The sequence below is a fragment of the Sphingosinicella sp. BN140058 genome (assembly GCF_004135585.1).
Classification (GTDB): domain Bacteria; phylum Pseudomonadota; class Alphaproteobacteria; order Sphingomonadales; family Sphingomonadaceae; genus Allosphingosinicella.
In genome coordinates, this window is record NZ_CP035501.1 from 5,303,554 (window position 1) to 5,319,484 (window position 15,931).

Annotated in this window: 11 protein-coding genes and 2 tRNA genes; 8 read left to right on the forward strand and 5 right to left on the reverse strand. The window is 67.8% G+C overall.

The annotated features are described in order from the left end of the window. Window positions 1-76 precede the first annotated feature (76 nt). The gene (addA, locus tag ETR14_RS24090; protein ID WP_129390052.1) at window positions 77-3,526 is read left to right on the forward strand and encodes a double-strand break repair helicase AddA; all 3,450 of its coding nucleotides are present in this window, start codon (window positions 77-79) and stop codon (window positions 3,524-3,526) included. A gap of 49 nt (window positions 3,527-3,575) precedes the next feature. After that, a complete protein-coding gene (trxA, locus tag ETR14_RS24095) occupies window positions 3,576-3,896 on the forward strand; it encodes a thioredoxin (protein WP_129390055.1) in 321 nt (106 codons plus the stop codon). A 39-nt stretch (window positions 3,897-3,935) separates the two neighbouring features. Here the strand turns inward: trxA and trmFO are convergent, their stop codons facing one another. Beyond that, window positions 3,936-5,309, reverse strand: coding sequence for a methylenetetrahydrofolate--tRNA-(uracil(54)-C(5))-methyltransferase (FADH(2)-oxidizing) TrmFO (trmFO, locus tag ETR14_RS24100; protein ID WP_129390058.1), 1,374 nt, complete (start codon window positions 5,307-5,309; stop codon window positions 3,936-3,938). 40 nt (window positions 5,310-5,349) lie between these two features. On the opposite strand from trmFO, the gene ETR14_RS24105 reads away from it, so the two are divergent. Beyond that, entirely contained in the window at window positions 5,350-5,739 is a 390-nt protein-coding gene (locus ETR14_RS24105) for a VOC family protein (protein ID WP_129390061.1), read from the forward strand. 77 nt (window positions 5,740-5,816) lie between these two features. On the opposite strand, the gene gyrA is transcribed toward ETR14_RS24105, so the two are convergent. After that, entirely contained in the window at window positions 5,817-8,540 is a 2,724-nt protein-coding gene (gene gyrA / locus ETR14_RS24110) for a DNA gyrase subunit A (RefSeq protein ID WP_129390064.1), read from the reverse strand. A gap of 131 nt (window positions 8,541-8,671) precedes the next feature. After that, on the reverse strand, window positions 8,672-9,430 hold the full coding sequence (gene yaaA, locus ETR14_RS24115; protein WP_129390066.1) for a peroxide stress protein YaaA: 759 nt from the start codon (window positions 9,428-9,430) through the stop codon (window positions 8,672-8,674). 199 nt (window positions 9,431-9,629) lie between these two features. Between yaaA and ETR14_RS24120 the strand changes: the two genes are divergently transcribed. From ETR14_RS24120 to ETR14_RS24140, 5 genes are all read left to right on the forward strand, one after another. Then, the gene (locus ETR14_RS24120; protein WP_129390069.1) at window positions 9,630-10,859 is read left to right on the forward strand and encodes a lipopolysaccharide assembly protein LapB; all 1,230 of its coding nucleotides are present in this window, start codon (window positions 9,630-9,632) and stop codon (window positions 10,857-10,859) included. A gap of 36 nt (window positions 10,860-10,895) precedes the next feature. Continuing rightward, on the forward strand, window positions 10,896-12,116 hold the full coding sequence (locus tag ETR14_RS24125; protein WP_129390072.1) for a tetratricopeptide repeat protein: 1,221 nt from the start codon (window positions 10,896-10,898) through the stop codon (window positions 12,114-12,116). Window positions 12,117-12,292: 176 nt separating this feature from the next. After that, entirely contained in the window at window positions 12,293-13,951 is a 1,659-nt protein-coding gene (locus ETR14_RS24130; protein WP_129390075.1) for a HAMP domain-containing sensor histidine kinase, read from the forward strand. 337 nt (window positions 13,952-14,288) lie between these two features. Further along, window positions 14,289-14,363, forward strand: a tRNA-Ile gene (locus ETR14_RS24135). Window positions 14,364-14,433: 70 nt separating this feature from the next. Next, window positions 14,434-14,510, forward strand: a tRNA-Pro gene (locus ETR14_RS24140). 80 nt (window positions 14,511-14,590) lie between these two features. On the opposite strand, the gene ETR14_RS24145 is transcribed toward ETR14_RS24140, so the two are convergent. Further along, window positions 14,591-15,004 carry a RidA family protein gene (locus ETR14_RS24145; RefSeq protein ID WP_129390078.1) on the reverse strand — a complete coding sequence of 138 codons (414 nt, stop codon included), beginning with the start codon at window positions 15,002-15,004 and terminating at the stop codon, window positions 14,591-14,593. 43 nt (window positions 15,005-15,047) lie between these two features. Then, window positions 15,048-15,902 (reverse strand): SDR family oxidoreductase, encoded by an 855-nt coding sequence (locus ETR14_RS24150; RefSeq protein ID WP_129390081.1) that lies wholly within the window; start codon window positions 15,900-15,902, stop codon window positions 15,048-15,050. Between the last annotated feature and the right edge of the window lie 29 nt (window positions 15,903-15,931).

Below are 15,931 nucleotides of genomic sequence, written 5' to 3' on the forward strand. Positions count from 1 at the left end.
TGGCATGTCCAAAGAGGTTGGCATGCCGCGTCCATCACGGCTTCACTTTCGCGCCGACATCCTGAAGAGAAGGCACATGTCGCGACGCCTCCGTTTGCTCAACACGCTCAAGGACGAGCAGCAGCTCGCCTCCAGCCCGCGCCAGCACGCGGCACTTTCGGCCTCCGCGGGCACCGGCAAGACCCACGTCCTCACCGCCCGGGTGCTGCGCCTTTTGCTCTCCGGGGTCGATCCGTCCTCGATCCTCTGCCTGACCTTCACCAAGGCCGGCGCCGCCGAGATGGCCGACCGCATTCATGAGCGCCTGGCCTATTGGGTGCGGCTGGAAACGAGCGAGCTCCGTAAGGATCTGTTCGCCCTTGGCGAGCCGAACGACGACGACAATGTCGCGCGGGCACGGACCCTGTTCGCGCGGGTGCTCGACGCCGCCGGCGGCGGGCTGCGCATCCAAACCATTCATGCTTTCTCGCAGAGCCTGCTCGCCGCCTTTCCGACCGAGGCCGGGCTCGTCCCCGGCTTTCGGCCGCTCGAAGGGCGCGAGGAGCAATTGCTGGCGCGGCAGACGCTGGCGGAAATGCTGGTCCGCGCCGAGGACGGCAGCGATCTGCCGCTGATCCGCGACGTCCAGGCGCTCAGCCACCGGCTCGGCGAGGCCGGGGCCGAGGCGTTCCTGCGCGCCTGCGCGCGGGCGCCGGCTCCGATGGAGGCGCTCGGCGCGCGCGAGGGCATCGAGGCGAAACTCCGCCGCGCCTTCGATCTGCCGAGCGGGGATATCGAGACGGCGATCGCCGACGGCTGCTGCGACGACGTGTTCGACCTTCAGAGCCTCGAGCGACTCACCGCCGCCAACCGGAACTGGGGCACCGCGACGGGGCTCAGTTGCTGTGAGGTCGTCGCTGCCTGGCGCGGCCGCGGCAATGCCGAGCGGGCCGCAAGCCTGGAGGAGATCGCTTCGCTGGTGCTGACCAAGGCGGGCGAGCCGCGCAAGGTAACCGCCGGCCTCGTCAAGGCCGATCCCGATTATGCCGAGCATGCAGCACGCCTGGTGGAATGCTGCCGCACTCTGCTCCAGATGCGGCGGACCGCCGCTCTGGTCGAGTGCCTCGCCGCCGGACTGCGCGCCGGCCAGACCTTCGCCCTTGCCTACGGCGCCGCCAAGCGCGCCGCCGGTGCCGTCGATTTCGACGATCTCATCCGCCGCGCAGAATCCCTGCTGCTGACGCCGGGGATCGGCGAATGGGTGCGCTACAAGCTCGACCAGGCCACGGACCACATCCTCGTCGACGAGGCGCAGGACACGAACGAGCGGCAATGGAACATCGTCCGCGCGCTCAGCGTGGAATTCTTCGCCGGTGAGAGCGCCTCGCCGCGCCCGCGCACCATCTTCACCGTCGGCGACTACAAGCAGGCGATCTTCGGCTTTCAGGGCACCAATCCAAAAGCCTTCGAGGTCGCCCGCGCCTGGTTCGCACGCGAGGCGGCGGGGGTGGACCGCGACTTTCTCGATCTTTCCATGGACCGCAGTTTCCGCTCGTCGCCCGAGATCCTGGCCCTGGTCGACCGGGTGATCGCGGAACTCGGCCATGACGCGCTCGGACTGCCCGATCCGCCCAATCCGCACGTCGCCCACCATGCCGGCCGACCCGGGTCGGTGACCTTGTGGGCACCGTTCACCGGCGACGAGGGCGAACCGGAGGAGGAAGCGGGCGAGGAGGGGTGGGTCTCGGACACCGTCCGCGTCTATGCGGGAAAGATCGCGAAGCAGATCAGCGCCTGGCTCGACGATCCCTTCTTCGTCGCGTCGAAGAACCGGCCGCTGCGTCCGGAGGACATCCTGATCCTCGTCCGCCGGCGCGGCGACCTCGCCTCACTGATCGTCGCGCGACTCCATGCGGAGAATGTCCCGGTGGCCGGTGTCGACCGTTTGCTGCTGACCGCGCCGCTCGCGGTGCAGGATCTGCTCGCCGCGGCGCGGTTCGCGATGCAGCCGCTCGACGACCTCAATCTGGCGTCGCTGCTGGTCTCCCCCTTGTTCGGCTGGAGCCAGGATGACCTTTACGAAGCGGCTTTCGGGCGCAACGGTGCGCTGTGGCCGCGCGTGCGCGCGCTCGCCGCGGATCCGGCGAACCTGCCCGAGGCGTTTCGGGGCCGGCTCGCCGCCACGATCGGCGGCCTCTCCGCCATTCTCGCCATGGCGGATTATGCGACGCCGCATCAGTTCCTAGAAACGATCCTGTCGGGTGCGCCCGGCGGCCGCCGCGCCCTCCTCGAGCGGCTGGGCCCGGAGGCGCGTGATCCGATCGAGGAACTGCTCGCTTCGGCGCTGGAGTTCGAAGCCAATTCGGCACCTTCGCTGCAGCGTTTCCTCGAATGGTTCGCACGTGGCGACGTCGAGATCGTTCGCGATCCCTCCGCGCCGCTCGACGCAGTTCGGGTGATGACGGTGCACGGATCGAAAGGCCTGCAATCGCCCGTGTTGATCCTCGCCGATGCCTGCGCCGATCCCGATCGCAAGGGGGGCGGCATCGGGGGCAGTTTCACCAGCCTCGCCCTTGCCGACGAGGACATCCAGGTTCCGATCTTCCGGCCACGCAAGGAAGAATTGGTCGAGCCGCTCACCGGCCAGATCGCCAGGCTCGACCGGGACGAACGCGAGGAGCATTGGCGGCTTCTCTATGTCGCGCTGACCCGTGCGGAGGAACGCCTCTACGTCGGCGGGGCGCTCGGGCCGATGGCGAAGGGCGTGCCGCCGCTCGCCAGCTGGTATCGCGCGATCGAGACCGGACTGGCGAGCCTCGGCGCCGACTGGCAGGAGGATCCTCAATGGGGAAGGGCGCTCCGGCACGGCGACGTGCCGAAGGCTGCCCGGGCGGATCCGCGCCGTATGCCGGCGCCGGTGGTGCTGCCGGAATGGACGGCACGCGCCGCGCCACTCGAAGCGCGGCCACCGCGGCCGCTGGCGCCGTCGGCGCTCGGCGAGGACGATGTCAGCGATCCGCCGCCATCGCCGGCGATGCGCGACGCCGCGCTGCGCGGTCGCCTGCTCCATCAATTGTTCGAGCGCTTGCCGGACGTTCCTTCTGCGGAGCGGAGCGCCCGTGCCGATCGCTGGCTGCAGCAGGCCGCCGGAGTCGACGATGCGGCGCTGCGCCGGTCCCTTGTCGACGATGCCTGCGCGGTGATCTCCGATCCGCGGCATGCAGAGCTGTTCGGGCCGTCGGCGCTGGCAGAAGCCCCGATTGCGGCGGTCGTCGCCGACGGTCTCGTCGTGTCGGGTACGGTCGACCGGCTGCTCGTCGGGCCGGACAGGATCGTCGTCGCCGACTTCAAGACCGGACGGCGGGCACCGGCATCGGCCGAGGCCATTCCGGTGCCGCATCTGCGGCAGATGGCCGCCTATGCCGAGGCGTTGCGGGTGATCTTTCCGGGGCGCCGGATCGAGGCGAAACTCCTCTATACGTCGGCGCCGGTGCTGCACGATCTGCCGGACGACCTCCTTGCCAGGTACCTGCCGCAAGCCGCTTGAGACGGGGCGCCCGGCACCCTACATCAGGCTCAACTTTCAGGAGACTGCAATGGCTACCAAGAGTGTCACCGACGCATCCTTCGACACTGACGTGCTCGGCGCCTCGAAGCCGGTGCTGGTCGATTTCTGGGCGGAATGGTGCGGCCCGTGCCGGATGATCGCACCCGCGCTGGAGGAGATCAGCAACGAACTCGGCGAGAAGGTCGAAGTCGTGAAGCTCAACATCGACGACAATCCCGAGGCGCCGTCCAAATATGGCGTTCGCGGCATTCCGACGATGATCCTGTTCAAGGACGGGCTGCCGGCGGCGACCAAGGTCGGCGCGGCACCGAAGACGCAGCTGCAGACCTGGCTGGAAGGCCAGCTCTGATCGCAACCGAATTCTGATGCACGAGAAGGAGGGTGCGGCTCAGGCCGCATCCTCCTTTTCCATGTCCGGCGCCGCCGCGGGCGCGCGGCCCAGCCACCGGTCGAACGCCTGCTCGGCGCGCAGCGTGTAGAGGCGCTTGCGATTGGCCTTCTTGGCCTTGCCCTCGACCGGCGGGAACAGGCCGAAATTGACGTTCATCGGCTGATAGAGATCGGCCTCGGCGCCGCCGGTGATGTGGCCGAGCAGGGCGCCGAACGCAGTCTCAGAAGGCGGCGGCGCAAGGGTCTCGCCGCGGAGTTCCGCAGCGGCGAAGCGACCGGCCATCAACCCCACCGCCGCCGATTCGACATAGCCTTCGCAGCCGGTGATCTGACCGGCGAAGCGGATGTGCGGCGCTTTCCTGAGGCGCAGGGTCCGATCGAGCAATTGCGGGGAATTGATGAAGGTGTTGCGGTGGAGACCGCCCAGGCGGGCGAACTCGGCCTTCTCCAGACCCGGAATGGTTCGGAACAGCCGCACCTGTTCGGCATATTTGAGCTTGGTCTGAAAACCGACCATGTTCCACAGCGTGCCGAGGGCATTGTCCTGGCGGAGCTGGACGACGGCATAGGGCCAGCGACCGGTCTTGGGATCGTCGAGCCCGACCGGCTTCATCGGCCCGTAGCGCAGGGTGTCGACGCCGCGCGCCGCCATCACCTCGATCGGCATGCAGCCTTCGAAATAGGGCGTGTCCTTCTCCCACTCCCGAAATTCGGTCTTCTCGCCGTCGATCAGGCCCTGGTGGAAGGCGAGATATTGCTCCTTGGTCATCGGGCAGTTGATGTAATCCTTGCCATCGCCGCCATCCGCGCCGGACTTGTCCCAGCGCGACGCCATCCAGGCGATGTCCATGTCGATCGAGTCGCGGTGGACGATCGGCGCGATCGCATCGAAGAAGGCGAGCGCATCTGCACCGGTGGCGGCGCCGATCGATTCGGCGAGGCCCAGCGCGGTGAGCGGGCCGGTGGCGACGATCGTCATCCCGCTTTCCGGCAACGAATCGATCCGTTCGCGCACGATCTCGATGTTCGGGTGGGCGGCGAGACGGGCGGTGACCGCGTCGGAAAAGCCGTCCCGATCAACCGCGAGCGCGGACCCGGCGGGAACCTTGTGCGCGTCGGCGCAGGCCATGATCACCGATCCGAGCGCCCGCATCTCAGAATGGAGCAGGCCGACGGCATTATGCTCGGCATCGTCGGAGCGGAAGGAATTGGAGCAGACGAGCTCGGCAAGGCCGTCGGTCTGGTGCGCGGGGCTTCGCTCGCCGGTGCCGCGCATTTCGGACAGGCGTACGCTGACGCCGGCCTCCGCCAGCTGCCAGGCCGCTTCCGATCCGGCGAGACCGCCGCCGATGATGTGGATTTGTTGTGTCATTCGCCCGTGCGATAGTCGCTTTGACCAGGAGGAGAAAGCCGTGTTGGACCATGTCGGTTTCGCCGTGTCGGATCTCGCCCGCTCGCGGCACTTCTACGAGGCGGCGCTGGCGCCGCTTGGAATCACGCTGATCATGGAAGTCGGCCCGAGCGAGACCGAGAGCCGTGGCACCGCCCTGGGCTTCGGGGTCGAAGACAATCCGTTCTTCTGGATCGGCGACAACGAACGGGTCGGCGAGGGCACCCATGTCGCCTTTCGCGCGGTTACCCGCGCCGAGGTGGACGCGTTCCACGCGGCGGCCCTTGCGGCGGGCGGCCGCGACAACGGCGCACCCGGCCTGCGGCCGCATTACGGACCGACTTATTATGCCGCGTTCGTCCACGATCCCGACGGCATCAACGTCGAAGCCGTCTGCCATCGGGAAGAATAGACCGCGAAAGCCCGGCTAAACCAAGGATGGATGCACCATTCTCGGACCAGGCTGATTCAGCCTGATCCGATCATGCTCTACTCCGCGCTGCCGTCGATCGCGGCGTCGCTTGCTGCCAGGGTCTGGTCCTCGACGTCGACGACGACCTCGGCTTCCTCTTCGCTTTCCTCGATGCGTGCCGCCGAGACGACATGTTCGCCGTCGGCGACCCGGAACAGGATCACGCCCTGGGTATTGCGCCCGGTCACCCGCACCGAGCCGACAGTGGTCCGGATCAGCTTGGCCTGATCGGTGACCAGCATCAGCTGCTCGCCGCTATGGGCTGGGAAGCTCGCGACCACGGGTCCGTTGCGATCCGAGCTGACGATGTTGGTGATGCCCTGGCCGCCGCGGTTGGTGCGGCGATATTCGTAGGCCGAAGTGCGCTTGCCGTAGCCGTTGGCGGTGACGGTGAGCACGAACTCCTCGGCGGCCTGGAACTGCGCCATGCGCTCCGGCGACAGGGTCACTTCGCGCTCGCCCTCCTTCCACGGCGCGGCCTTGAGGTAATCTTCGCGCTCCTGCGGCGTCGCATCGAAGCCGCGCAGCACCGACATCGAAATGACCTCGTCGCCGTCGGCAAGGCGGGCGCCGCGGACGCCGGTGGAATCGCGGCTCTGGAATTCGCGCACGTCGGTCGCGGCGAAGCGGATCGCGCGGCCGTTGCGGGTGGCGAGCAGGACGTCATCCTCTTCGGTGAGCAGCGAGACGCCGATCAGGCGGTCGTCGGAACCTTCCTCGAAGCGCATCGCGATCTTGCCGCTGGTGCGGATGTTGGCGAACGCGTCCATCGAATTGCGCCGCACCGATCCCTTGGCGGTGGCGAACATGACGTGGAGCGCGCTCCACTCCTCCTCATTCTCCGGCAGCGGCAGGACGGTGGAGATGGTCTCGCCTGCCGCCAGCGGCAGCAGATTGATCATCGGTCGCCCGCGAGTCGCCGGACCGCCCTCGGGCAGGCGCCAGACCTTCATCCGATAGACCTTGCCGAGGGTCGAGAAGAACAGCACCGGCGTGTGCGTCGACGTCACGAACAGATGGGTGACCGCATCCTCGTCCTTGGTCGCCATGCCGGCGCGGCCCTTGCCGCCCTTGTTCTGGGCGCGGAAGGTGTCGAGCGGAGTGCGCTTGATATAGCCTTCCATGGTCACGGTGACGACCATGTCCTCGCGCTCGATCAGATCCTCGTCGTCAATCCCTTCCGCAGACGGCGCGATCTCGGTGATGCGCGGAGTCGCATAGGCCGCATCGATCGCGTCGAACTCCTCCTGCATGACCGCATAGAGCTTGACCCGGTCGCCGAGGATTTCGAGCAGTTCGGCGATGGTAGTGGCGAGTTCGCGCAGTTCGCCGGCAATCTCGTCGCGGCCGAGCCCGGTCAGGCGGTGGAGCCGGAGCTCGAGGATCGCGCGAACCTGCACGTCCGACAGCCGGTAGGTGGCGTCATCCGCCTGATGCTCGACCGCTTCGACGAGCTTGATGTAGGGTGCGATCTCCTCGATCGCCCATTCGCGGGCGAGCAGGGCGGCCCGGGCTTCGGCCGGTGAGGCCGAACCGCGGATGATCCGCACCACCTCGTCCAGATTGGTGACCGCGATCACCAGCCCGAGCAAGATGTGGGCGCGCTCGCGGGCCTTGTTCAGCTCGAACTTGGTGCGCCGCGTGATCACTTCCTCGCGGAACTTGACGAACGCCTCGATGATGTCGCGCAGGTTCAGCGTTTCCGGGCGGCCGCCGCGGATCGCGAGCATGTTGGCCGGGAAGCTCTGCTGCGCCGGCGTGTGCCGCCAGAGCTGGTTCAGCACCACGTCCGCGGTGGCGTCGCGCTTCAGCTCGATGACGACGCGGACGCCCTCGCGGTTCGATTCGTCGCGGATGTCCGCGATGCCCTCGATCCGCTTGTCCTTGGCCGCTTCCGCGATCTTCTCGACCAGGTTGGACTTGCCGACCTGGTAGGGGATGGCGGTGAGGACGATCGACTGGCGATCGCCCCGCGCGGTCTCGACGACGTGGCGGGCGCGCATGATGATGCTGCCGCGGCCGGTATGATAGGCGTTGCGGGCGCCGCCCTGGCCGAGGATCAAAGGTCCGGTCGGGAAATCCGGGCCGGGCACGATCTCGATCAGTTCGTCGACGGTGATCGCCGGATTCTGGATGTAGGCGCGGCAGGCGGCCAGCACTTCGCCGAGATTGTGCGGCGGGATGTTGGTCGCCATGCCGACGGCAATGCCGCCGGCGCCGTTGACGAGCAGGTTCGGAAAGCGCGCCGGCAGCACCTGCGGCTCGCGCTCCGACGCATCGTAGTTCGGCTGGAAATCCACCGTGTCCTTGTCGATATCATCGAGCAAGGCGGAGGCGACGCGTGCGAGGCGGGCCTCCGTATACCGCATCGCCGCGGGCGGATCCGGGTCCATCGAACCGAAATTGCCCTGGCCGTCGATCAGCGGCACCCGCATCGACCAATCCTGGGTCATGCGCGCCAGCGCATCGTAGATCGAGCTGTCGCCGTGCGGGTGATATTTACCCATCACGTCGCCGACCAGTCGGGCGGACTTGCGGTAGGGCCGACCGGCGACGAAGCCGGCCTCGTGCGCGCCGTAGAGTATGCGGCGATGCACCGGCTTCAGGCCGTCGCGCACGTCGGGAAGCGCGCGGCTGACGATCACCGACATTGCGTAGTCGAGGTACGAGGTCTTCATCTCGTCGACGATGGAAATCGGAGAGATATCGCTGTTGTCGATGGTCGGCGGTACGCTGGCCACTTACTGTTCCTGTTGCTGCGGGGTGCGTCCGAACGGACGTCTGGAATGATCGCGGTGGACCCTAGCGCCTGTTTCCGCCGAGCGCCACCCGCGCGTGCACGCGTACGCGCGCGCACGCGTCGCCTAGAAGGTCATCCCCGGTGGAAGCGCCAGCGGGTGTCGTCGCTGTTGGCGGCGTCATAGGCATAGCCGTCGCTGTCGAAGCCCTTGACCTGGTCCGGGTCCACCAGGCCGTGCTCGCAGATGTAGCGTGCCATCATGCCCCGCGCACGTTTGGCGGCGAAGGTGTTGAAGCGCAGGCCGTTCGGACCCTCTTCGCGGAAGTCGATCTCGATGACGCGAACGCTCGCAGGCAGCTTGCCGTCGACCGCCTGCCAATATTCCTTGCTGGCGAGATTGATCACGGTGTCGCCGCCCGTCTCCGCGAGATCGGCGGCGAGCCGATCGGCAATCCTGCCCTGCCAATAGTCATAAAGGTTACGGCTGCGGCCCGGCGCCCATCTGGTACCCATTTCCAGCCGGTAGGGACGGATCGCGTCGAGCGGGCGGAGCAGGCCGTAGAGACCCGAAAGGATGCGCAGATGGTCCTGGGCGAAGCGCACCGCCTGATCGTCGACGCTGTGCACCTCGAACCCGGCATAGACGTCGCCTGCGAAAGCGTAGAGCGCCGGACGCGTCGGTTGCTCGGCAAAGCCGCGGTAGCGCTCGACGTTGAGCGCGGCGAGCGGCTCCGAGATGTGCATCAGCCCGGCAAGCTTCGGCTTGGACAGCCTGGCGGCGGCGGCGGCGAGCGCCTCGGCCTCTTCGGCGAACCGGGGCTGGGTCGGGTCGAGCGGGGGCAGGGGACGCTTGTAATCGAGCGTCTTGGCAGGTGAAATGACGGCAAGCATCGGGTGCGGTTAGCGATGCCGCGGCTTTGCTGTCAAACCGCCGCCCGAGGCGAGGGATTGTGGCGTGTTTCCGGCCGTTTGCGGTTCAAGCGGGGTTCAGTGCCGGGGCGCTAGAAACAGGCAGGGAATGACGATAGTAGAGCCACCCTCTCCAGGGCGGTGTTCGCTGCGGGGCAGTTCATCAGGAGGCATTTCGGTTATGGCTTCGGTTTCCAGGCTTTCGCTCGGAATCGCCCTCGCGCTCGGCACCGCCTCGGTCGTCGCGATCGCGCCGGCGGATGCGAAGAAGGCGCCCTATACGGGGCCGAGCTTCACCAAGGAGGAGCGGGCTTCGCTTGCCGCGCTGGAGGCGGCGCTCGCCGCCCGTAATTACAGCGCCGCCAACGCCGCGCTGACCACCGCGCAATCCGCCGCGCGCGGCGCCGATGCGCGCTACCAGCTTGCCGGCCTGCAGCTCCGCCTCGGCCGCGAGACCAACAATACCGCCCTCCAGGGCGCCGCGGTCGACGATTTGCTGGCGAGCGGCCGGATCCCCGTGGCCGAGCAGGCGCCGCTGTACGCGACCCAGGGCGTGCTCGCCTCGTTCGCCGGCAAGCGCGAGCGCGCGGAGACCGCGCTCGCCCGCGCCTTCGAACTCGCCCCGAGCCCGGATGCAGCGATCGCGCTCGCCCGGGTCAAGCTCGACCTGCGCAAGAATGCCGAAGCGGTCGCGCTGATCGACCGCGCAATCGAGCTTCAGGCGGCAAGCGGCCAGAAGGCACCTGAAGCCTGGTACCGGCGCGGCCTGACCCTGGCGACGATGAATGCGATGGCGCCGCAGGCAATCAAGTTCAGCCGCGCGCTGGTCGCCGCTTATCCCAATGCGACCAACTGGCGCGACGCGGTTCTGCTCTACCGCGATTATGCGAAGCCCGATGCGGCCACCACGCTGGACGCCACCCGGCTGCAGCGCCTGTCCAAGGCGCTCGCCGGGGAGCGAGACTATATGGAAGCGGCGCAGGCCTTCGGCAGCGCCAACCTCCCGGCAGAGGCGCAGTCCGTGTTTCAGGAGGGGGTGAACGACCGCATGGTCGATCCCGCCAAGGCGACCTTCAAGGAAGCCATCGCCACCTCCAAGAAGAACGCCACTTCTGCCAAGGCGAAGCTCGCCGCGGCCCGCACCGCGGCGGCCTCGGCAGCGACCGGTACCGCCGCGCTCGACGCGGGCGACCAATATCTGAGCTTCGGCGACTATGCTGCCGCCGCCGACCTGTATCGCATCGCGCTCCAGAAGGGCGGGATCGATCCCAATGTCGGCAACACCCGTCTCGGCATTGCGCTCGCGCTCGCCGGCCAGCGTCCGGATGCCGACGCTGCCTTTCGCACGGTCGGCGGCCCCCGCGCCGACCTCGCCGCCTTGTGGCTGATCTGGCTGTCCCAGCGCGCCTGATCGCCGAACCACCATCCCCCCTCAGGAGAGTTCGTCATGAAGTTCGTTTCCAGCCTCGCGATCGCCGCCTCGCTGATCGTCGGCGGCGTCGCTGCGGCCCCGGCCGTTGCCCAAGACAAGGCTGCCAAGGCGCCCGAGCGCAAGTTCAAGCTCAGCAAGGAAGCGCAGAACGCGATCGCGGCCCTCCAGAAGTCGCTCACCGAAAAAGCGGCCGATTTCCCGGAGAAGCTCGCCGCCGCGCAGGCGGTGGCGAAGAACACCGACGACAAATATGTGATCGCTAAGTTCCAGCTCCAGCGGGCGTCCGAGGAGAATAACAAGGACGCGCAGCGCGCCGCGGTCGAGGCGATCCTCGCCAGCGGCGGCGCCGACGCTTCCGAGACCACCCAGCTCCAGACCTATCTCGCCGGCAATGCGATCGAGTCCGGCGATTACGGCGCGGCGGAAACCTTCTATGCACAGAAGATCGCCGCCAATCCGAACGATCTCGACAGCGTCGTCAATCTCGCCCGCGCCAAGATCGAGCTGAAGAAGGAAGCCGAGGCGCTGACCCTGCTGCAGAAGGCGATCTCGATGAGCAAGGCTTCCGGCCAGAAGCCGCCCGAAGCCTGGTATCGCAACGCGCTCGGCATCGCCTACAAGCAGAAGAACACCGCACTCTCCAACCAGCTCGCGACCGAAGTTCAGCAGGCCTATCCGAGCCCGGAGAATTTCAAGAATCTGGTCTCGATCTCGGTCCCGGCAATTGCCAAGGACGAGGAAGCCTATGTCGATCTGATGCGCCTGATGCAGGACAGCGGATCGCTCGAGACCGGCGAGTATCTGCGTCTCGCCGAATATCTCGATTACAACCGCAATTGGGGCGAGGCCAAGGCCGTGCTCGAGGCGGCGGCCAAGTCCGGCAAGTCCGGCGCGGGGCATGCCGCGCTGCTGACCAAGGTCAACAGCCGGGTCGCGGAAGACAAGGCGGCGTTGCCGGGCGTCGAGCCGAAGGCACGCAGCGCCGCCAACGGGCAGCTGGCGGCGAACCTCGCCGGGATCTATGCCGGCTATGGCGATTATACCAAGGCGGCTGAGCTCTATCGGCTCGCTTTGCAGAAGGGCGGCGTCGACGCCAATCTGGTCAACACCCGGCTCGGCATCGCTCTGGCTCGCGGTGGCAACCGCGCCGAGGCGGAAACCGCGTTCAAGGCGGTGACCGGCCTTCGCAGCCAGGTCGCCAATCTTTGGATGGCCTGGCTCGCCCAGCGCGGCTGAGCCCGAACGTTTCGGAACGAGGAGGCGCCGGAGCGATCCGGCGCCTTTTTCGTCCCGGCCATCCCGGATCGGGCCGGGCGCACTGCCGTGGCCCCAATTGACCGCTTCCCCGATTGTGCCGGCCTTGTTAACCTCTCTGCGGCACAGATGCCCGCCATTCGCGTGAGCTGAGGACGATGCGCTTCGACGACATGATTGCCACGGTGCTGGAGCAGGGGGAGGGAAGCCCCGCTGCGATCGCCGCCAAGTGGCGCCAGCTCGTCGACCTGATCGCCCAGCGCCGTGCGGTTCGCCTCAGCGATCAGGCGCTGCAGGCGCTCGACTGGCTGCGCGCCTTCCGGCTCGAAGTGCCGGCGGACACACGCTGCGCGACCGCGCGCAGCTTCTCGGGGCGGCGGGTGTCGGCGGCCGCCGTCGCCTTCTTCGCCGAGGACAAGCCGACCGTCGCCGGGCCGCTCATCTCCGGCGCCTTGCTCACCCGCGACGAATGGATCGCTCTGCTGCCGAGCCTGACCCCGACGGCACGTGCGCTGCTGCGCCACCGCCGGGACCTCGGCCCGGACGTCGAGCATGCGCTGGCGAGCTTTGGCCCTGCCGATTTCGCGCTCTCCGGCACGGTGGCGCCGGTCGCCGCGGCGGAGGTGCGGGCACCCTCGCTCGATGCCGGCGAAACCCAGATCCGCGATCTCGTCGCCAGGATCGAGAATTTTCGTCGGCATCGCGAGGCCGTCGCTCCGTCCTCTCCGTCAGAGCCGCCGCAGCCGCGCGCCACCGGCGATTTCCAGTGGGAGGCGGGGGCCGACGGCATCATCGTCTGGGTCGAAGGCGCGCCGCGCGGACCGCTGATCGGCCAGAGCATCGCTTCGATCGCCGACCGCGGACAGTTCGGAGTCGACGGCCAGGCCGCCGGCGCGTTCGAGAAGAGGGCGCCGTTCCGCGATGCACGGTTCAGCGTCGCCGGGACGGGCGCCGTTTCGGGCGACTGGCGAATCTCCGGCGTTCCCTTCTTCGATCCGGTCCAGGGCAGCTTTCTCGGCTATCGCGGCAGCGCGCGCCGCCCGCGCGTCGACGAGGTCGCCCATGGCGACGGCGCGGCCGGCAAGGCGGGCCTGTACGGCACCAACCTTCCCGCCGATTCGCTGCGTCAGCTGATCCACGAGCTGCGCACGCCCTTGAACGCCATCGTCGGCTTCGCCGAGATGATCGACGGCCAATATATGGGGCCTGCGGCGGCAAGCTATCGCGGCCGCGCGTCCGAAATCATGGAGCAGGCCGGCCGATTGCTGTCGGCCGTGGACGATCTCGATACCGCGGCCCGGATCGAAACGCGGGTCATGCAATTCGAGGAAGCGCCGGTCGATGCCGTGTCGCTGCTGTGCCGGCTGCACGACGCCTATGAGCGGGTTGCGCGCCAGCGCGGCAGCCGGATCGCAATTGAGATCGAAAAGAACCTGCCCGCCGCCAAGGTCGAACTGGCCGCGGCCGAGCGGATGTTCGCGCGCATGCTCGCCGCCACGATCGGCCTTGCCCAGGAGGGCGAGGTGATCGCAGCGACGATGGGCATGGGCACGATGGGCGCGCAGCGCATGCTTTGCCTGGCGATCGACCGCCCGCACGCGATCGACGGCCTCGACGAGCGCGCCTTGCTCGATCCCGGCTACAGCCCCGACGGCGACTGGCCAGGCGCGCCTGCGCTCGGCCTCGGCTTCGCGCTACGCCTGGTCCGCAACCTTGCCGAAGCGGTCGGCGGCGCCCTGATCGTCGGCGGATCGCGCTTCTTCCTCTATCTCCCGCCCGAAGGTCCGGCCGAATTGTCGAGCGGGCAGCAGCAATAAGGGAATCCTCGTCGCCGGCGGCGTTCGCGCCCCAGATGGCAGACGAGGCGTTGGTGTTTTCGGAAAATCGCCATCTGGGGCGCTCATCCTCCCTGTCGCCGTAGGCGATGGGGAGGGAGACCATGCGAAGCATGGTGGAGGGGCTATCGGCGGCGGAGGCCCCTCCACCAGCTTTCAGCTGGTCATGAGCAAGTGCGGGCTGCACTGCAGCCTGCAGTCGTGCCGGGGGCACGACGGGCTTGCTCATCCCCATCCGCTTTGCGGACAGGGAGGATAAGGATGGCCGCTTGCCAACACCGCGGCGGCTCCGCTAATCGCGAAGCTGCCAGCGGGGTACGGGCCTGTAGCTCAATGGTAGAGCCGGCCGCTCATAACGGCTAGGTTGCGGGTTCGAATCCTGCCGGGCCCACCACGCGCCTCCGCGGCGACGCAATTCTCGGCATTTGCCACATGCGGGACACCCGGCTACAGGGGGCGCGCGTCGGGGAGTGGCGCAGTCTGGTAGCGCACCTGGTTTGGGACCAGGGGGCCGTAGGTTCGAATCCTATCTCCCCGACCATTTTGTTGCCGTTGCCGTGCCTGCGTCGGTCTCTTGCATCAGCGCCGCAACCCTTCCGGCGCGCAGATCGCCACTGAGCGTCAATCTGCGCCGGGGACTGCCTCGGCAGGGATGCGGGCGATCACCTTGATTTCGAAATCGAAGCCGGCGAGCCAGGTCACGCCGACCGCGGTCCAATTGGGATAGGGCGGCGCACCGATCTCGGCGGCGCGAACCGACATCACCGTCTCGAGCTGCGCCTGCGGATCGGTGTGGAAGGTGGTGACGTCGACGATGTCGTCGAAGCTGCAGCCGCCGGCGGCGAGCACCGCCCGCAAATTGGCGAAGGCGCGGCGGACCTGGTCCTCGAAGACCGGCTCCGGAGAGCCGTCGTCGCGGCTGCCGACCTGCCCGGATACGAACAGCAGGTCGCCGGAGCGGATCGCCGGCGAATAACGGTGGAGATCGTAGAGCGCGTGGCGATCGGCAGGGAAGACGGCGTCGCGTCTGGACATGGGCAATTCCTTTTCAAGACGAGAAGGTTGGGAAGAAGCGAGGTCAGGCGCGGCGCGCCAGTTCCTCGGGGGTGAAGTCGGCCGACGCGGCGATGCTCTTCTGCCGATCCAGTTCCTCGATCCGGGCGGCGAGCGCGCTGCGGACGTTGGCGTAGGCGTCGGCGCCGAGGACGAGGCGCTTGGGGAGGGACGAACCCTGGTCGGCGAGGGCGATCATCGCATCGGTCATCCGATCCGGATCGCCCTTGATCGTCCACGCGCCGGCGGCGAGCGCGTCGCGCAACTGCCCGGCAGGCGTGTCGGCATAGGCGCCGAGCGGGGTCGTGCGGGCGAAATTGTCGCCGAAGCCGGTGCGGGCCGGTCCGGGCTCGACCAGGGTGATCTCGATGCCGAACGACGCGACTTCCTGCGCGACCGCCTCGACGAAGCCCTCGATGCCCCATTTGGTCGCGTGATAGAGGCTGAAGCCCGGATAGGCGATCTGACCGCCTTCGCTCGAGACTTGCAGGATGCGGCCGCCGCCCTGGCGACGCAGATGCGGAAGCGATGCGCGGATCAGGGCGATCGCACCGATCAGGTTGGTGTCGACGATGGCGCGGACCTGTGCGTCGTCGGCTTCCTCGGCGGCGCCGAGCAGGCCGTAGCCGGCATTGCTGACGACGATGTCGATCCGGCCTTCCGCGGCGAACGCGCGGTCGACGGCTGCACGAACCGCATTCTCGTCCCGAAGATCGGCGGCGAGGATGGTGAGGCGGCGCGGATAGACGGCGCGGAGCTCGCGAACGGCATCGGCGCTGCGGCTGGTGCCGACGACCCGGTCGCCTCGCGCCAGCGCCTTTTCGGCGAGCAGCCGTCCCAGGCCCGACGATATGCCGGTGATCAGCCAAGTCTTGTTCATGGTTGCGTATCTCCTTGTGGCACGGAGAT